At 59.5% G+C, this 17,681-nt stretch carries 15 protein-coding genes; 10 read left to right on the top strand and 5 right to left on the bottom strand.

What is annotated here, in order from left to right; translation table 11 throughout:
* Positions 1–7 precede the first annotated feature (7 nt).
* The 6 genes from RX972_RS21470 (at position 8) to RX972_RS21445 (ending at position 6,690) form a co-directional block, all read left to right on the top strand.
* Positions 8–1,024, top strand: coding sequence for an ABC transporter ATP-binding protein (locus RX972_RS21470; protein ID WP_122395955.1), 1,017 nt, complete (start codon positions 8–10; stop codon positions 1,022–1,024).
* The gene (locus tag RX972_RS21465) at positions 1,021–2,010 is read left to right on the top strand and encodes an oligopeptide/dipeptide ABC transporter ATP-binding protein (protein WP_316878318.1); all 990 of its coding nucleotides are present in this window, start codon (positions 1,021–1,023) and stop codon (positions 2,008–2,010) included. The genes RX972_RS21470 and RX972_RS21465 overlap by 4 nt, the downstream gene beginning before the upstream one ends.
* Entirely contained in the window at positions 2,007–3,431 is a 1,425-nt protein-coding gene (locus RX972_RS21460) for a M20 family metallopeptidase (protein WP_122395956.1), read from the top strand. Before RX972_RS21465 ends, RX972_RS21460 begins: the two co-directional genes overlap by 4 nt.
* On the top strand, positions 3,428–4,582 hold the full coding sequence (locus RX972_RS21455) for a M20 family metallopeptidase (RefSeq protein ID WP_316878315.1): 1,155 nt from the start codon (positions 3,428–3,430) through the stop codon (positions 4,580–4,582). The genes RX972_RS21460 and RX972_RS21455 overlap by 4 nt, the downstream gene beginning before the upstream one ends.
* Before the next feature lie 109 nt (positions 4,583–4,691).
* The gene (locus RX972_RS21450; protein WP_231667509.1) at positions 4,692–5,129 is read left to right on the top strand and encodes a carboxymuconolactone decarboxylase family protein; all 438 of its coding nucleotides are present in this window, start codon (positions 4,692–4,694) and stop codon (positions 5,127–5,129) included.
* Positions 5,130–5,856: 727 nt separating this feature from the next.
* Positions 5,857–6,690: a PhzF family phenazine biosynthesis protein gene (locus RX972_RS21445; RefSeq protein ID WP_316878312.1), complete on the top strand. Its 834-nt coding sequence runs from the start codon at positions 5,857–5,859 to the stop codon at positions 6,688–6,690.
* A gap of 1 nt (position 6,691) precedes the next feature.
* On the opposite strand, the gene RX972_RS21440 is transcribed toward RX972_RS21445, so the two are convergent.
* Positions 6,692–7,843, bottom strand: coding sequence for an MFS transporter (locus RX972_RS21440; RefSeq protein WP_316878310.1), 1,152 nt, complete (start codon positions 7,841–7,843; stop codon positions 6,692–6,694).
* 296 nt (positions 7,844–8,139) lie between these two features.
* On the opposite strand from RX972_RS21440, the gene rarD reads away from it, so the two are divergent.
* Complete coding sequence (rarD, locus tag RX972_RS21435) at positions 8,140–9,018, top strand: EamA family transporter RarD (RefSeq protein ID WP_316878308.1); 879 nt, start codon at positions 8,140–8,142, stop codon at positions 9,016–9,018.
* Here rarD and zapE read toward each other — a convergent pair whose 3' ends face one another.
* Entirely contained in the window at positions 9,019–10,134 is a 1,116-nt protein-coding gene (gene zapE / locus RX972_RS21430; RefSeq protein ID WP_316878306.1) for a cell division protein ZapE, read from the bottom strand. It abuts the gene before it with no gap.
* Between the two features lie 277 nt (positions 10,135–10,411).
* Here zapE and RX972_RS21425 point away from each other — a divergent pair, with 277 nt between their 5' ends.
* Complete coding sequence (locus tag RX972_RS21425) at positions 10,412–11,857, top strand: SulP family inorganic anion transporter (protein ID WP_316878304.1); 1,446 nt, start codon at positions 10,412–10,414, stop codon at positions 11,855–11,857.
* Between the two features lie 203 nt (positions 11,858–12,060).
* On the opposite strand, the gene RX972_RS21420 is transcribed toward RX972_RS21425, so the two are convergent.
* The 3 genes from RX972_RS21420 to RX972_RS21410 form a co-directional block, all read right to left on the bottom strand.
* Positions 12,061–12,381: a hypothetical protein gene (locus RX972_RS21420; protein WP_027902473.1), complete on the bottom strand. Its 321-nt coding sequence runs from the start codon at positions 12,379–12,381 to the stop codon at positions 12,061–12,063.
* Positions 12,378–13,733, bottom strand: coding sequence for an acyclic terpene utilization AtuA family protein (locus RX972_RS21415; RefSeq protein WP_316878301.1), 1,356 nt, complete (start codon positions 13,731–13,733; stop codon positions 12,378–12,380). The genes RX972_RS21420 and RX972_RS21415 overlap by 4 nt, the downstream gene beginning before the upstream one ends.
* A 147-nt stretch (positions 13,734–13,880) precedes the next feature.
* Positions 13,881–15,173 (bottom strand): CitMHS family transporter, encoded by a 1,293-nt coding sequence (locus RX972_RS21410; protein WP_027902475.1) that lies wholly within the window; start codon positions 15,171–15,173, stop codon positions 13,881–13,883.
* A 158-nt stretch (positions 15,174–15,331) separates the two neighbouring features.
* Here RX972_RS21410 and RX972_RS21405 point away from each other — a divergent pair, with 158 nt between their 5' ends.
* Together RX972_RS21405 and ampC are read left to right on the top strand one after the other, a co-directional pair.
* A complete protein-coding gene (locus tag RX972_RS21405; protein WP_316878297.1) occupies positions 15,332–16,213 on the top strand; it encodes a LysR family transcriptional regulator in 882 nt (293 codons plus the stop codon).
* A gap of 157 nt (positions 16,214–16,370) precedes the next feature.
* Positions 16,371–17,519, top strand: coding sequence for a class C beta-lactamase (gene ampC / locus RX972_RS21400; protein ID WP_410478250.1), 1,149 nt, complete (start codon positions 16,371–16,373; stop codon positions 17,517–17,519).
* Positions 17,520–17,681 lie beyond the last annotated feature (162 nt).

The raw sequence follows: 17,681 nt of genomic DNA, 5'->3' as shown, positions 1-17,681 counted from the left end.
CACGAACATGGCACTACTCCACGTTGAAAACCTGCGCGTCGACATCCCCATGGGCAACAGCCCGACGCCGGATGACATGCTCCACGCCGTGCGCGGCCTGGACTTTGAAGTCGAGCGCGGCGAGATGCTGTGCATCGTCGGCGAGTCCGGTTGTGGCAAATCCCTGACGTCGCTGGCGCTGATGGACCTGCTGCCACGCAAGGCCAAACGCACCGCAACCCGCCTGACCCTGGACGGCATCGACATGCTCACCCAGAGCGAGCGGCGCATGTGCGACCTGCGCGGCAACCGGCTGGCGATGATCTTTCAGGAGCCCATGACCTCGCTGAACCCGGCCTACAGCATTGGCGATCAGCTCAGTGAAGTACTGACCCAGCACCGCAAGGTATCCCGCAAAGACGCCTTGGCACGCGCCGCGCAAATGCTGGAAAAAGTCGGCATCAGCAACGCCACCGAACGGCTCGGTCAGTACCCGCACCAGCTCTCCGGTGGCCTGCGCCAGCGGGTGATCATCGCCATGGCCTTGATGTGCGAACCGGACCTGATCATCGCCGACGAACCGACGACGGCGCTGGACGTGACGATTCAGGCGCAAATCCTGCGGCTGATCCGCGACATTCAGAAAGAATTCGGTCTGGCGGTGATTTTCATCACCCACGACCTGGGTCTGGTGGCGCGGATCGCCGACCGTGTCGCGGTGATGTACGCCGGGGAAATCGTCGAAACCGCTCCCGCCCTGCAACTCTTCGAAAACCCGCAACACCCTTACACCAAGGGCTTGCTGGCGAGTATCCCGATCCCCGGCAAGACCAAACCCGGTGAAGCGCTGGGTTCGATCCCTGGCCTTGTGCCCAGTCTGGTCGGTGAACAACAAGGCTGTGCGTTCCGTAACCGTTGCGGTCAGGCCATTGATGCCTGCGCCCAGAACATTCCCGAAATAATGCGCGACGGCCACATGGCGCGCTGCCTGTTTGCAGCGCCGGGTCCGGAGCCGATTCGGCAGATGGAGAGTGTACGGTCATGAAAAAGGACATCGCTCTTGAGCTGTGCGACATCCGTCGCGAGTTCCGCATGAACAAAGGCTTCTTCAAAGCACCGGCCACCCTCAAGGCTGTCGACGGTGTGTCGCTGCGCCTGATGCGCGGCGAAACCCTCGGGCTGGTGGGCGAATCCGGGTGCGGTAAAAGCACCTTGGCGAAAATGCTGCTCGGCCTGCTGCCGCCCACCAGTGGCGATGTACTGGTTAATGGCAAACATCTGGCCGCCACCGATCGTAAGGAAATGTCCCGGCATATCCAGCCGATTTTCCAGGACCCGTATTCGTCGCTGAACCCGCGCAAAACACTGCGGGAAATCGTCACCCTGCCGCTGATCGTTCACGGCATCGGCACCACTGCCGAGCGCCGTAAAAAGACTGAAGATATGCTCGACGTAGTGGGCCTGCCCAAGCGCGTCATCGACAGCTACCCGAGCCAGCTGTCCGGTGGCCAACGTCAGCGGGTGGCGATTGCCCGCGCCTTGATCATGCGTCCGGACGTGCTGATCTGCGACGAACCCACCTCGGCGCTGGACGTTTCGGTGCAGGCGCAGATCCTCAACCTGCTGCAGGATCTCAAGCGCGAATTCGGCCTGACCTACCTGCTGATCAGCCACAACCTGGCGGTGATCGAACACTTGGCTGATCGCGTGGCGGTGATGTATCTGGGGCGTATCGTCGAAGAACGCACCCGTGAGTCCTTGTTCGCTGAACCCGGCCACCCTTACACCCGCGCCCTTCTGGATTCGGTGCTCACGCCCGATGCGCGTTTGGGCATACCCGACATCGGCCTGCACGGTACTTTCCCCAACCCGATGTCGCCGCCGTCCGGTTGCGCGTTTCACCCGCGCTGCCCCAGCTGTTTCGCACCCTGCAAGACGGCCTACCCGGCCAATGATTCGATCATCGGCGGCAAAGTGCGCTGCCACCTCCACGACAGTCCTGCCCAAACTTTGGAGCTCGTCCACTCATGAGTCGTTCACAGGCCATCAGCTACACCACCGAGCAGTTCGACAACGGCGCATTCCTGTCCCTGCTCGAACGCAGCGTCGCTCTGCACACTGAAAGCCAGATCCCGGATCAGTTGCCGGAGCTCTATCGCTACCTCAAGGAGTTCATCACGCCCCACGTCGAAGCGCTGGGCTTCAGTGTGCAGATCTACGACAACCCGCTGCCCAAGCGCGGCCCACTGCTGATCGCCACTCGTATTGAAGACCCGGCATTGCCGACGGTGCTCAGCTATGGCCATGGCGATGTGGTCAATGGCTATGACGCGCAGTGGCGTGAAGGTCTTTCACCATGGGAGGTCAAGGTCGATGGCGAGCGCTGGTACGGTCGAGGTACTGCCGACAACAAAGGTCAGCACCTGATCAACCTGACGGCACTGGAGCAGACACTCAAGGCACGCGACGGCAAGCTGGGTTTCAACGTCAAACTGCTGCTGGAAATGGGCGAAGAAGATGGCTCGCCGGGTTTGCGTGCGTTCTGCGAAGCGCATCCTGAAGAACTCAAGGCGGACGTTTTCATCGCCTCCGACGGCCCGCGTCTGGCGGCTTCACGGCCAACGATCTTTCTCGGTTCGCGGGGCGTGTTCAACTTCGAACTGAGCGTCAACCTGCGTGAAGGCGCACACCATTCCGGCAACTGGGGCGGCCTGCTGTCCAACCCCGGCATCATCCTGGCCAACGCCATTGCCAGCATGGTCGATCAACAGGGCCGGGTGAAAATCCCTGCGTTGATGCCCAAGGAAGTGCCCGAAGCCGTGCGCCTGGCGCTGGCGGATATTGAAGTCGGTGGCGGTCCCGGCGACCCGGAAATCGACCCGAACTGGGGCAACCCCGAGTTGACCCTGAGCGAAAAAGTCTTCGGCTGGAACACCCTCGACGTCATCGCCTTCAAGACTGGCAACCCCGATGCGCCGGTGCATGCGATCCCCGGTAAAGCTAACGCCCACTGCCACATCCGTTTTGTGGTGGACAGCGACTACAGCACCTTCATCCCGGCGGTGCGCGCTCACCTGGATGCCCACGGCTTCACTCAGGTGGAAGTCAAACAAGGCCGCATCGACATGATGAACGCCACCCGTCTTGACCCGCAAAGCCCGTGGGTTGGCTGGGCGCTAAACTCCCTGGCTGAAACCACCGGCAAAAAACCGGCCCTGCTGCCTAATCTTGGCGGCTCGCTGCCCAATGACGTGTTCGCTGACGTGCTCGGCTTGCCAACGCTCTGGGTGCCGCATTCGTACCCCGCCTGCTCGCAACATGCGCCCAATGAACATTTGCTCGCCCCCGTGGTGAAAGAGAGCCTGCAAATCATGGCCGGGCTGTTCTGGGATCTCGGCAACGACGCTTCGCGATTGACGCAGGAGCATCAACAGCGGGAGCAAGCCAAATGAGCGACGCGCGACAACAGGCGCTGGACTGGCTCGCGGGCCAGGGCGAGGCGATGGAGTCATTGCTGCAACGCATCGTCGACACAGATTCCAACAGCTATGACAAGGCGGGTGTCGATGCCGTGGGCGCACTACTGGCGGCCGAACTGGAAGCAGACGGCATCCTGCTCGAACGCATGCCGGTGGAGGGCTTCGGCGATGTGATGCTCGCTGAAGTCTCCGGCGCAGCGGGCAAGCCGGTCTTACTGCTGGGCCATCGCGACACGGTCTTTCCCAAAGGCACCACCGCAACCCGGGGTTACAGCCGGGACGCCACCCTTGCTCACGGGCCCGGTGTGGCTGACATGAAAGGCGGTCTGGTCCTCAACTGCTTTGCCCTCAAAGCGCTGAAACGTGCCGGTCAACTGCCCTACCCGGTTCAGGTGCTGTACACCGGTGACGAAGAGATCGGTTCCGGCAGTGCTCGCGGCCATATCGAAACCGCTGCGCGTGCAGCTCGCGCCGTACTCAACACTGAACCCGGCAGAGCCAGCGGCAACGTAGTAAGCGCTCGCAAAGGCGGCGCTACTTTGATCATCGAAGTCAGCGGCCGCGCCGCGCATTCGGGGGTCAACCATGCCGACGGTGCCAGCGCCATCGAGGCCCTTGCGCGCAAGATCGTCAAGCTACATGCCTTAACTGACTATCCGGCGGGCATCACCACCAACGTCGGGCTGATGTCTGGCGGCACATCGAGCAATACCGTCGCGCCCAGTGCCACGGCGAAGCTGGATGTACGCTTTATCGAACTCAAACACTGGGATCAAATATTCGAAGCGATTCAGAAGATCGTCGCCGAAGAAGAATTGCCCGGCACCAGCGCTGTGCTCAAAGAGGCTACGACCTTCCTGCCCATGGAAGCGCAGCACAGCACCCGCTTGCTGGCGCTGTATCAGCAGCAGGCGCAGACGTTAGGTTTCAGTGTCGAAGGCGAATTCACCGGTGGTTGTGCCGATTCGGGTTTCACCGCCAGCCTCGGCATTCCCACGCTGTGCGGCCTCGGCCCGGTGGGCGGCAAGGTGCATACCGATCGCGAATACCTGGAACTGGACACCCTGGTGCCCCGCGCACAGGCATTAGTGGCGACGATTCTGGCCGTGGGTGAAGCCTACTGAGGTAATTGGTCTCTTCGAAACGCCGGGGATTGGCTATCCACACCGCCCGCCCCCGACGTTAAGGTTGGCGCCATCGCCCGATGGGCATTCAACCTAAGAGAACGCCAGCATGAACGAACGCATCCAATGGGCCACCGTCGCCCCTGAAGCCTACCGCGCCATGGCTGCCCTTGAGGCTGCCGTCTGTAAATCCGGGCTGGAAAACTCGCTGCTGGAACTGGTCCGGTTACGCGCCTCGCAAATCAATGGCTGCGCCTTCTGCATCAACAAGCACGCCAACGACGCCCGCCGCGCCGGGGAAAAAGAATCGCGCCTGCAAACCGTCAGCGTCTGGCGCGAAACCGCCTTTTTCACCCCTCGGGAAAAAGCCGCACTGGCCTGGGTGGAAAGCATGACCCTGCTGCCCAATCAGCAAGCGTCGCAGGAGCAATACCTTGCCTTGCAGGAGCACTTCACCGACAGCGAAGTGGTCAACCTCACCCTCGCGATTGCCACCATCAATGCCTGGAACCGTTTTGGTGTCGGGTTTGCGATGGTGCCTGCATAGCCTGAGCTGAAATACTGCTCCTCTGTGGGAGCGGCCGGGTTGGCCTTCTACCTTGCCCGCGATGCTGACACCGCATTATGTCCGATGCACCGGTGCGCCCTTATCGTCGGAATGCCGCCCAGACCAGCCCGGCTCTTATCAAACAAACTACAACTATTTGATTTGGAGTACTTTTTCATCTGTAGGAGCGCGCTTGCCCGCGATCGCGTCAGCACAGGCAATATATTCATCGACTGACAGGCCGAATCGCGGGCAATGTGGATCGCCACCCCGGTCACTCCTACAGGGTCCGTGTTTGCTGCGCGACAGCGTGGTGTCAGGGACACCGGGGCGACTCCCACAGGTTTGCCATCACCTCAGGTCAATGAGAATCTGTGACACAGGTGACGCTCCACCTTATTTGAGGAGGTGGTATTTCAAACGGTACACAGGCTGCTGATGTGCCGCCCTCTTCGCGAATGAATTCGCTCCCACCGGGGTCTGCGCTTGCAGACCAACATGCATCACCCCGCGCCTGATTCAACACAATTCCTGTAGGAGCTGCCGAAGGCTGCGAAGCGGGGTGTCATGTAAAACGCTTTCGCAGCCTTCGGCAGCTCCGACAGGGATTGTGGGCGGTGCATCCATCGATCAAATTTGCAGATGCTTCACATAAGGACTATTGGTTTGAGTACTCACCCGGCTTTGAGGAAACTCACCGGCGCTTTCACTAAAGGCTCTTACCAATATGACCGATAACGTTCTTAAACTGGCTGCATTCAGCGATGGCGACCAAGGCGGCAACCCCGCAGGTGTGTGGCTCGGGGACTTTTTGACGGATGAAGCGACGATGCAGCGGATTGCTGCCGAAGTAGGTTTTTCCGAAACCGTGTTTGCTGCACCCATCGCCGAGGGATTTCGGGTCCGTTATTTCTCGCCTGAAGCCGAGGTGCCGTTCTGCGGTCATGCGACGATTGCCCTCGGTGCAGCGTTGGCAGGTCACTATGGCGACGGTGTTTTTAACCTGACGCTGAACCAGGCGCAGATCAGCGTCGAAGGTCATGCTCAGGGCGATTTGATTTCAGCGGCCCTGCAATCACCGCCCACCCACAGCGGGCCCATTGATGATGCCTTGCTGCACGAAGCATTGGAGTTGTTCGGCTATGCCCAACACGATCTGGACGCGCGTATTCCACCGGCATTGATCAACGGCGGCGCGCAGCATCTGGTGCTGGTGTTGAACAGTCGGGAAAAACTTCGCGCCATGGGGTATGACCAACAGGCCGGGCATGAGCTGATGACCCGTGCCGGATGGGTCACGATATTGCTGGCGTATGCGGAAAATCTGCAGCTATTCCACACACGCAATCCGTTCGCCTGGGGCGGAGTGTACGAAGACCCCGCCACTGGCGCTGCAACGGCCGCATTCGCGGGTTACCTGCGCGATCTTGAATGGCCTCATGGTGGGCACATCGACATTGTGCAGGGCGAGGACATGGGCAGTCGCTCACGGATTCGAGCTGAGATTACTGAACTGAAAGGCAGTTCGATCCGGGTTTCCGGCATGGCCCGCAAACTTTAAGTCAGACCTTGAGCCGTGAGCCGCCAATCGCCACGCCGACCAGCATCACGGCGACAACCATGAACGCAACTTCCAGGCTGCTGGCGTGGGCGATGAAGCCAATCGCTGCCGGGCCGATCAGAATCCCGGCATACCCCAGGGTGGTTAACGCCGGAACGGCGACGTTCTCGGGCATGCTCTTTTGTCGACCCAACGCGCTGTAGCAGACCGGAACGATATTCGAGCAGCCCGCCCCCACCAATGCGTAACCGAGCAATGCGGCTTGCCATGACGGTACGAGGGTGGCCAATGCCAACCCGGCCGCCGCACACAAGCCGCCAAGAATCACTATTTGCCGTGGGCCGACACGTCGCACTACCGCATCACCGAACAATCGGCCTGCGGTCATGGTCAAGGCAAACACCGCGTAACCCAGCCCTGCATAAGAAGTTTCAACTCCGCGCAGCTCGCTGAGGAACACCGCGCTCCAGTCCAGCATCGCCCCTTCAGACAGAAAGACCGTGAAGCACAGCAGGCCGAGGAACAACACCACGCCTCTCGGGATGGCAAACGGCGGGCCATCGGTTTCGCTGCCGTAATCAAGGAAATGCGGTGCGGCCTTGAGCAACGCGATCAGTAAAACCGCTACGACGACAAACATCGAGACCAAAGGCGACGCGCCCACGCTCAATATCCCTGCAACACCCGCAGCCCCGGCGATGCCGCCCAGGCTGAACAGGCCGTGAAAGCCGGACATCATGGTTTTGCCGCTGGCACGTTCGACGATGATCGCCTGAATATTCACGGCACAATCCAGTGCGCCCATCGCCGCGCCAAAAATGAACAGCACAGCAATCAGCGACGGCAAATGCGAAACCGTGGCCAGCAATGGCAGACACAGGCAAATGATCGCCGAGGAAATCAACAGCACCCGACGACAGCCAATCCGCGCAGCCAGTGCACCGGCAAGGGGCATCGCGACAATCGAGCCGACACCCAGACAAAGCAGCAACAGCCCCAGGGTGCCTTCATCGAGCCCAACCCGGGCCTTGGCATACGGCACCAATGGCGCCCAGGCGGCAATGGCAAAACCGGCAATAAAAAAGGCTACACGGGTGGAGAATTGTTCCTTTCGTCCCGGCACAACCGGCGCCGGGGTGCTGATGGAAGTCATGCAGGCTCCTTGAAAACGGCGGACCAAAAGGTCCGGTAACCGGCGCAGCCTAGCAGATGCTGTCAGTTTTTTTGCAGGAGATCGCCCTGTCGTGCAGCAAACACTGGACCTGTAGGAGCTCACCGAGGTTACGAGGCCAGCGATACGGTTTGTCTGACACACCGCCATCGCTGGCCTCGTAACCTCGGTGAGCTCCTACAGGATTTGGGTCAACTCATAAATTCGCAAAGCAGCTAAACTACGCACCATTTTGAACCGGGCCGCCCTGCAACTGCCCACAACGTAAAGAGGCTGCTGTGTATAAAGGTGTGGTGCTGTCGGTTCTGGCTTCGGTGCTGTTTGGGGTGATGTATTTCTATACATCGCTGCTCCAACCACTGGGCGGGGAAGAGATCTTCGGTTGGCGAATGCTGCTGACGGTGCCGTGCGTGACGGTCTTTCTGCTTTTAAGTGGCGATTGGCATCTGGTCAAAAAAATCGCCGGGCGTATCCGCCAGCAACCGACACTGCTGATCGGCATCGCACTCTGTTCGCTGTTGCTGGGCGCGCAATTGCTGGTGTTCATGTGGGCACCGCTGCATGGGCGCAGCCTGCAGGTTTCCATGGGGTATTTCCTGCTGCCGCTGACGATGGTCGTCACCGGTCGCATCGTCTACGGCGAGCGGCTGTCGCGTTTACAGAAGATCGCGGCCTTCTGCGCCATGGTCGGTGTCGCCAACGAGTTGTTCAATCGCGGCAGTTTCGCCTGGGAAACGTTGCTGGTCGCGGTCGGCTATCCGCTGTACTTCGTGCTGCGGCGCAAACTGGCCACCGATAATCTTGGCGGCTTGTGGTTCGACATGGCGTTCATGCTGCCGATCAGCGTCTGGTTCATCGTCAACGGCGATGCGTCGGTGGTTGAGCAATTCCCGATGCTGTATCTGCTGATTCCAGTGCTGGGTCTGATCAGCGCCTCGGCACTGGTCAGCTACATCGTTGCCAGCCGCCTGCTGCCGTTCAGCCTGTTCGGCCTGCTCAGCTACGTCGAGCCGGTATTACTGGTGGGCGTCGCATTGCTATTGGGCGAGAGCATCGGCCGCGACGAGTGGATGACCTACCTGCCGATCTGGCTGGCAGTGCTGGTGCTGATCTTCGAAGGCTGCAAACACGTGCTGGTGCAGCGACGCCGAACCTGATTACTGAATGAAGCGTTCCAGTTGCATTTCCTGCAAGCGGCTCAAGGTGCGGCGGAAGGCAAACGACAGATAGCCCTGGGTGTACAGCTCATGCATGGGCACCGCCGCGTCGACATATAAAGGCACGCGACGGTCGTAGCATTCGTCCACCAGCGCAATGAAGCGCCGAACACCGTCGTCGTGGGGCGACAGCTGCGGCAGTTCACGATCTCCAGCCACTACCTGCTCGACTGCGTCCTCAGTGCCACGGGCGATTTTGGCTTCGCGCTGTGGCGCACTCAGGGCCGGAACTTCGCTGAGCAATATCGTCGAGAACTGGTCGCACAGCTCAATGAAATCCATGGCGGCCAACGGTTGTTCGCACAAATCAACGTAGCGGCACCACAACACGGAATCGCTGTGCCTGACGCTGTTAATGCTGCGATGCCCCACGGACACCGCGCCACTGGAGACTGCTTCATCACCCTTGAGCGTCTCGAATACAGCAGCCAGCGCACTGTTCTGCCCCGGCTCGGTAACGAAATAACGCTGATGCAGCAACCCTGGATGCAAGCGGTGATCTTCGCCGCCATCCACCGTGACAACCTGCATGTAACGCTGAATGGCTGCGATGGCAGGCAGAAATCGCTCACGGTTATGACCATGGCTGTACAACTGCTCGGGCGGCTGGTTGGAGGTGCAGACCAGCACGACACCTGCTTCGAACATCGCTTGCAGCAGACCGCCAAGGATGACCGCGTCGCCAATATCCGTGACGAACAGCTCGTCAAAACACATCACCCGCACATCACGCCCCAGCTCTTGGGCCACGACTTTGAGAGGGTTAGAGGTGCCGATCAGTTCGAACATGCGCTTGTGCACCCAGCGCATGAAGTGATGAAAATGCTGACGCCGTGCCGGAACGCTCAGGCTCTCGAAAAAGCGATCCATCAACCAGGTTTTGCCCCGCCCCACCGGGCCCCACAGGTACACGCCCTGCGCCGATTTCGGGTTGTCGTTCAGCGCCTGAAAACAGGCCTGCAACTGTTGAACGGCATGCAACTGCGCGGCGTCCGGCTGAAAACCCAACTGCTCGACGGCCCGCTCGTAGGCCTGCAACGGTGAAACGGCATTCATGGGTAGCGCATCGCTCGGTTGAGTGAGGGGGTGCAAAGCATATATGAGCAAGTGAACTGATTGCGATCTGTTGGCTGACACAAAATCTTGTGGGAGCAGAGCTTGCTCGCGATAAGGCTGGACGCGGTTCACTTTAGATCGCACCCAGCCTTATCGCGAGCAAGCTCTGCTCCCACAGAATCTATGCAAAGCCGGTCCTGCGTGTAGCACCCACCAGCCACATTCAGTAACATCCCCTCTTTTTGCTTTCCCGGCATTGCCCCCTTTCAGGTACCCCATGAAACCAGCCCGTATACGCGCCGATGTCCTGGCCGGACTCACCACATCCTTTGCTCTGGTGCCCGAGTGCATCGCCTTTGCTTTGGTTGCCCACCTCAACCCGCTGATGGGCCTGTATGGCGCGTTCATCATCTGCACCCTGACTGCCTTGTTCGGTGGGCGGCCGGGAATGATTTCCGGTGCGGCAGGCTCGATGGCGGTGGTGATTGTCGCGCTGGTGGTGCAGCAGGGTGTGCAGTACCTGCTGGCGACGGTGTTGCTGGGCGGCTTGATCATGATCCTGTTCGGCGTGCTGCGCCTGGGCAAGCTGGTGCGCATGGTGCCGTATTCGGTGATGCTCGGGTTCGTCAACGGCCTGGCGATTGTGATTGCCATGGCTCAGCTCGAACATTTCAAAGTGGGTGACGCCTGGCTCACGGGCCAACCGCTGTACCTGATGATGGGTCTGGTGGCGCTGACCATGGCGATCGTTTACCTGCTGCCACGCCTGACCAAAGCTATACCGCCCGCGCTGATTGCGATTCTGAGCGTTGGTCTGCTGGTCTATCTGCTCGATCTGCCGACCCACACTTTGGGTGATATGGCGCACATTGCGGGCGGTCTTCCGAGCCTGGCCCTACCGGAAGTGCCGTGGGATCTGGAGACCCTGCGGATCATCGCGCCTTACGCGATTCTGATGGCGCTGGTGGGTCTGCTGGAAACCCTGCTAACCCTCAACCTGACCGATGAAATCACCGAGAGCCGAGGCTTTCCGGACCGTGAATGCGTGGCGCTGGGCGTGGCCAATATGGCGTCTGGCGTGTGCGGCGGCATGGGCGGTTGCGCGATGATCGGCCAGACCGTGATCAACCTCAGCTCCGGTGGCCGGGGTCGTTTGTCCGGCGTGGTCGCGGGCTTGATGATTTTGATGTTCGTGCTGTTCCTGTCGCCTTTGATTGAAGAAATCCCGCTGGCGGCGCTGGTCGGCGTTATGTTCGTCGTGGCCCAACAAACCTTCGCCTGGGCGTCGTTGCGGGTACTGCACAAGGTGCCGGTCAACGACGTGCTGGCGATCATCGCCGTAACCATCGTGACGGTGTTGACCGATTTGGCCACGGCAGTGATGTTCGGCATCGTTATCGCAGCGCTTAACTTTGCCTGGCAGCAGGCGCGAGAGCTGTACGCGGACACTCATCTGGAGACTGACGGCAGCAAGGTTTACACCCTGCACGGCACGTTGTTTTTTGCTTCTACTACGCGTTTTCTCAACCAGTTCAACCCGGCTGAAGACCCTGCCCAAGTCACCTTGGATTGCCAACATCTGAGCTTCGTCGATTACTCTGCGGTGTCGGCGTTGCAGACCTTGCGCGAGCGCTATACCAAGGCGGGCAAGCATCTGCGGGTGGTGCATTTGTCGAACCGTTGCAAGCAATTGCTCAAGCGGACCGATGTGCAGCATGGGTGAGGCTGGCTGAACGCGGATGCTGTGTTCGGTGCTCATGCCTGAGTTCTATGTTGACCTGCAAGCACAAACCCTGTGGGAGCGAGGCTTGCCCGCGATATAGGCGCATCGGTTAATCAGGCAGACCGTGTCATCGTTTATCGCGAGCAAGCTCGGCTCCCACAGAGGTGACATTCCAGTTCAACTCACTCATGGCACCCAATCCGCTAAACCTCAATATCCAGCAACGCCGCGCCCAGCGCCTTGCCGTGGGCATCCAGCGCCAGCGAACGGGTGACGCCACCACGCAGGATGCCGGGCAGGACGAAGTTCAGGGCATGGACATTGGGCAATTCATAACGGCGCACGGGGCCTGCGTTCGGGTCCAGCAGCTCGGCAAAATACGCGGCGACACGCTGCGCGGTTAACACTTCACACAAGCGTGAAAAGTCTTCAGCACGATAGGCAATCACCGAGATGTTTGACGTGTCGCCCTTGTCGCCGGTTCGGGAATGGGCGAGTTCGCGCAGTTTTACAGGGCGGCTCATGATGCATCCTCCAGATGTACAACAGCTGTCACCGCAGAACGCGGAACAAACAAAGACGCGACCGCCACAACCTGACGTAAACCTTTGGTAGCCCCACCCCCGCCATATGGGCCGTTGGTGTAGAGGGTTTCCACTTCGTTACCGACCCGCACCGCCTGAGCCTTGTCAGCGCAACGTGCCGCCACGCGCAATCGGACTTCCCAAGGTTCAGCCGCAGTGCGTGAACCCAGCTCGTCGCCGTGCAGCGAGTCCACCCCCATCAGTTCGGCGCGGATGTCCTCATAGCTGACGCCGGTCAGTTTAAGACGCTCCAGCACCACATCCCGTGCCAGCCTGGCTCGCGCCAAAGCGCCCGGGCCGCCATAGGAAATCTGTCCTTCGCCAATCCAGCCATCGAGAAAGCCCACCGAGACCTTCAAAGTTTCGGGTCGTGGTTTGCCCTGCGCGCCCATGACCCGAACCCGGTTCGGCCCGTCAGCGTGGAAGGCTACCGCAGAGAAATCAGCGCAGACGTCCGGCGTCAGGTACGCCGCAGGATCATGCACTTCATAGATAAGCTGCTCGGTGCAGGTAGCGGTATCAATACGGCCACCCGAGCCCGAAACCTTACTGATCACCGCAGAACCGGAAGCATCCACTTCAGCCAAGGGAAAGCCCAGACGCGCCAGATCCGGCACGTCTTTATAACCGGGGTCAGCGAAATACCCGCCACTGATCTGCCCCGCGCATTCAAGCAAGTGACCCGTAACGGTGCCGCGCCCCAGCAACGACCAGTCATCTGCCGCCCAGCCAAACTCGAACAATTGCGGTGCAAGGAACAGCGATGGGTCAGCAACCCGACCGGTGATCACCACATCGGCATCGGCCCGCAACGCCTCGACAATCCCGTCGGCGCCCATGTAGGCGTTGGCAGAAATCAGCCGGTCACCCAAAGAGCCAAGCGTTGCGCCGTTGTCCAGCAACTGTTGCGAGTCGGCCTGCAACGCAGCCAGCACGTCATCCCCGGTTACAGCCGCGACTTTCAAACCATGCAACCCCAGCTCGGCAGCAATCCGCCGCACCTCGCGTGCCGCCGCCAACGGGTTGGCCGCGCCCATATTCGTGATCACTCTCAAGCGTCGTACAGAACCGTCCCCTACGAAAGGCAGTACACGTCGCATGCGCTCACTCAGCAACGGGTCGTAGCCGGTCTCGGGATCTGCCAACCGGGCCTGTTGCGCCAAGGCGATGGTGCGCTCGGCCAGACATTCAAAGACCAGATAATCCAGATCGCCGTGTTCAGCCAGTTCAACGGCAGGCTCTACACGGTCACCGGAATAACCGGCCCCGGAGCCAATGCGTAAGGTTTTCATGTTGATACTCCTCTCAAACAAAAGCTGATTGTTTGAATTGAAATGCATTTCTGTAGGAGCTGCCGAAGGCTGCGAAGCATTCATCCAGACACACCGCTATCGCAGCCTTCGGCAGCTCCTACAAATTCTGTGTTTGCTGTTCGGCAGTCAGAACACACCCAGCAGCATCGCCGTCAGGGTCATCAACACCGAGGCGGCAAACAGGAAAGGAATGGTGAAACGCTGGTGGTCGGCCAGCTCGATTTTGCACAGGCCTACCAGCAGGAAGGTCGCCGGGGTCAACGGGCTGACCGGGAAGCCGGTGGTGTGTACGCCCAGCAGCGAGGCCTGAGCCACTTGCAACGGATCGACGCCCAACGCCTTGCCGACTTCGGCAATCACCGGCATGACGCCGAAATAGAACGAGTCGGGATCAAACAGCAGGCTCAACGGCATGGAGATGAAGCCCACCACCATCGGAATCAACTTGCCGTGCCCCGCAGGAATCTGCGCAACCGCTACCTCGGCCATTGCCTTGAGCATGCCCGTGCCTTGCATGATGCCGGTAAATACCCCGGCCGCCAGGAGGATGCTGGCCATGGTCAGGGCCGTTTTTGCATGCGCATCGATGCGAGCGCGCTGAGCGTCGACATTCGGGTAGTTGATGCACAGTGCCACGACGGTGCCGAGCATGAACATCACCACTGGATCAACCAGACCGGAAATCATCACGCCCATGACCGCAATGGTCAGGATCAGATTGAGCCAGAAAAGACGCGGCCGACGCAGCACCTCTTCGTGATCTGCCAGCACCCGCTTCGGCACAACGTCCACATTGGCGCCAGCCCCCAGACCGAGGCGTTTTTCTTCACGACGACCGAGCATAAAGGCACAGAAAAATACGAAGGCCAGACCGACCAGTTGCACCGGAATCAGCGGCTGGAACAAGTCTGCCACGGGCACATGCAACGCTGCCGAAGAGCGCAGTACAGGGCCGGTCCACGGTAGAAAGTTGACCCCGGCTGCCATGGCCGTCACGCAGGCCAGAATACGTTTGTCCATGCCGAGCCGCGTATACAGCGGCAGCATCGCCGGGATGGTCACCAGAAAAGTCACCGCTCCCGAGCCGTCCAGATGGACCAGCAGCGCCAACAACGCGGTACCCATCACAATGCGCGTCGGGCGAGTACCGACAGTACGCAGGATGCGGTCTATGATCGGGTCCAGCATGCCCGCGTCGGTCATCACCCCGAAGAACAGAATGGCGAACACGAACATCCCCACTACAGGGGCGACATTCTTGATGCCGGTGATGATGAAGCCACTGGTTTGCAGACCGAAACCGCCGATCAGGGCAGCAATAATCGGTAAGGCAATCAGTGCGACGAGGGGTGAGAGGCGTTTGCTCATGACGGCGGCGAGCAGACAGAGAATCGTAATGACACCGAGGGTGGCGAGCATAGGTACTTCCTGTTCGTCATCCTTCCCGCTGGCGCGGCGGATGAGCTGTTGTTGTTTTCAACGAGTATTGAAAACACAGGTAAGCTTTGTAAATTGAAATGTTCGGCATGCTGCATTCGAAAAAACAAAACCATACGAATAAAAACAGGCACACGACCATGAAGAATTCGATTCAGCACATCCGAGCCTTTCTCGCCGTCGCCCATAGCGGCAGCTTTGCCAAAGCCGCTGTGGAGCTGAGCCTGAGCCCGTCGGCCCTCACCGTGCAGGTCCAGCAACTCGAAGACTGGCTCGGCGTACCTTTACTGGAGCGCAGCCCGCGCCACGTAAGCCTGACAGCAGCTGGCCAGAGCAACCTGATGCCGATGGAAAAACTGCTGCTGGACCTGGACAACATCGTCAGCGGTTCTCGGGATCTGGCGGCATTGAAGCGCGGCGTGGTGACTATCGCCGCCCTGCCCTCGATGTGCTCCAGCACTCTGCCGCCCGTGCTGCGCCGGTTTCGGGAACAATTCCCCGGCGTCGAAGTGCGTTTGCGCGACGTGGTAGCCCAACGTATCGACGCACTGGTACGCGAAGGCGAAGTGGATTTCGGTCTGGGCGTACGCGCGCGAATGGCGCACGGTCTGGAGTTCGAAGTGGTGCTGACCGACCGTTTGTGTCTCTTCGTGCCGAGCAGTCATCCGCTGGCCACACAGCCGTCAATCAAACTTGAGGACCTGGCCGATCAACCTATTATTCTGACCGGTCGGGACAGCAGCGTGCGCGAGCGAGTCGAACAGTTGTTCGCCGACGAGCACCTGACACTAGTGCCCGGGCTGGAGGCCAATTACATGTCCACGGTGCTCGCACTCGTTCGCCAGGGTCTGGGCATGACGCTGCTGCCGGAGTCGGCTGACGAGGGTCGGGATGATATGGTTTGCGTGCCCGTCGACCACCCCGGCGTGAGTCGCGACATCGGTTTGATCACCCGAAGCGGTCAGGGTTTGAGCCCGGCGGCACGGCAGTTTATTGAGTTGTTGCAGAATAGTGTTGGTTGAGGATGGGCCAGACCTGGAATGCTTTTTCCGTGTGGGAGAGAGGCCTGCCTGCGATGCATGAGACGCAGCTTGCAGTCATACCGCGTCATCGTCTATCGCGGGCAAGCCCGGCTCCTAGACAGTCTGCACAGGACCCATTACATATTCGAGAACAAGGATGAATCACACGATGCATAACCTTCCACAGCGTGTGCTGCTGACCTGCTGCCTGTCGCTAGCCTGCATCACTGAGGCCGCAGCCAGCAATTTCGATGTCCAAAACTCAGCCACCCAAATCATGCAGCAATACAACATTCCCGGCATGAGCATCGCTTTGACAATCGATGGTCAGCAGCATTTCTACAATTATGGCGTCGCCTCCAAAGACACCAGTCAGGCAGTCAGCAGCGACACGCTGTTCGAGCTCGGTTCTATCAGTAAAACGTTCACTGCGACCCTCGCGACGTACGCCCAGACCAACGGACAGTTATCTCTTGGCGATCATCCGGGCAAATACCTGCCGCAACTGAAAGGCAGCGCCTTCGATCATGTCCCCCTGATCAACCTCGCTACGCACACGGCGGGCGGATTCCCCCTTCAGGTGCCCAACGAGGTGCAGAACAACGAGCAACTGATGGCGTACTTGCAGGCCTGGCAACCACAATACCCGGCAGGCAGCAAACGCACCTACGCCAACCCGAGCATCGGCATGCTGGGGATGATCACCGCCAAGGCGATGAACATGACCTTCGAAAATGCCATGGAGCAGCTACTGTTTCCAACGCTCGGACTGACCAATAGCTATCTGAATGTGCCTGCCGACAAGATGAAGTTGTACGCACAGGGCTACAACAAACAGGACGCGCCGGTCCGCTTGCAAGGCGGCGTGCTGGGCAATGAAGCTTACGGGATGAAATCCAGCAGCAAGGATTTGCTGCGTTTCGTTGAGCTGAACATCAATGCTGGCAAGTCAGACAACGCGTTAGCCAAGGCGATTACTGATACGCATGTTGGTTATTTCAAAGTGGGAGAAATGACTCAGGACCTGATCTGGGAGCAATACCCCTACCCGGTCAGCCTGGAAACTTTGCAGGAAGGTAACTCGAGCAAGATGGCCTTGGAGACTCAGCCTGCCGCCGCGATCAATCCGCCACTCGAACCGCAGCAAAACGTCTGGATCAACAAGACCGGCTCCACCAACGGCTTTGGCGGTTATGTGGCATTTGTTCCGCAGAAGAAAATCGGCATCGTGATTCTGGCCAACAAGAATTACCCGAATGAGGCGCGGGTGAAGTTGGCTTATGAGATTTTGCAGGCAGCCGAGTAAGGCTTGCCGGTCTGGACCGCGCTCGAATGATAAGACGGGCGCGGTTCACTGTTAGATCGCATCAACCCTATCGCGGGCAAGCCCGGCTCCTATCAAACAAACTACAACTATTTGATTTGGAGTACTTTTTTCATCTGTAGGAGCGCGCTTGCCCGCGATCGC

Source organism: Pseudomonas syringae group sp. J309-1, from assembly GCF_032582135.1.
Classification (GTDB): domain Bacteria; phylum Pseudomonadota; class Gammaproteobacteria; order Pseudomonadales; family Pseudomonadaceae; genus Aquipseudomonas; species Aquipseudomonas quasicaspiana.
The sequence above is the reverse complement of the archived record's forward strand: the minus strand, read 5'-3'. Positions and strand labels throughout refer to the sequence as shown.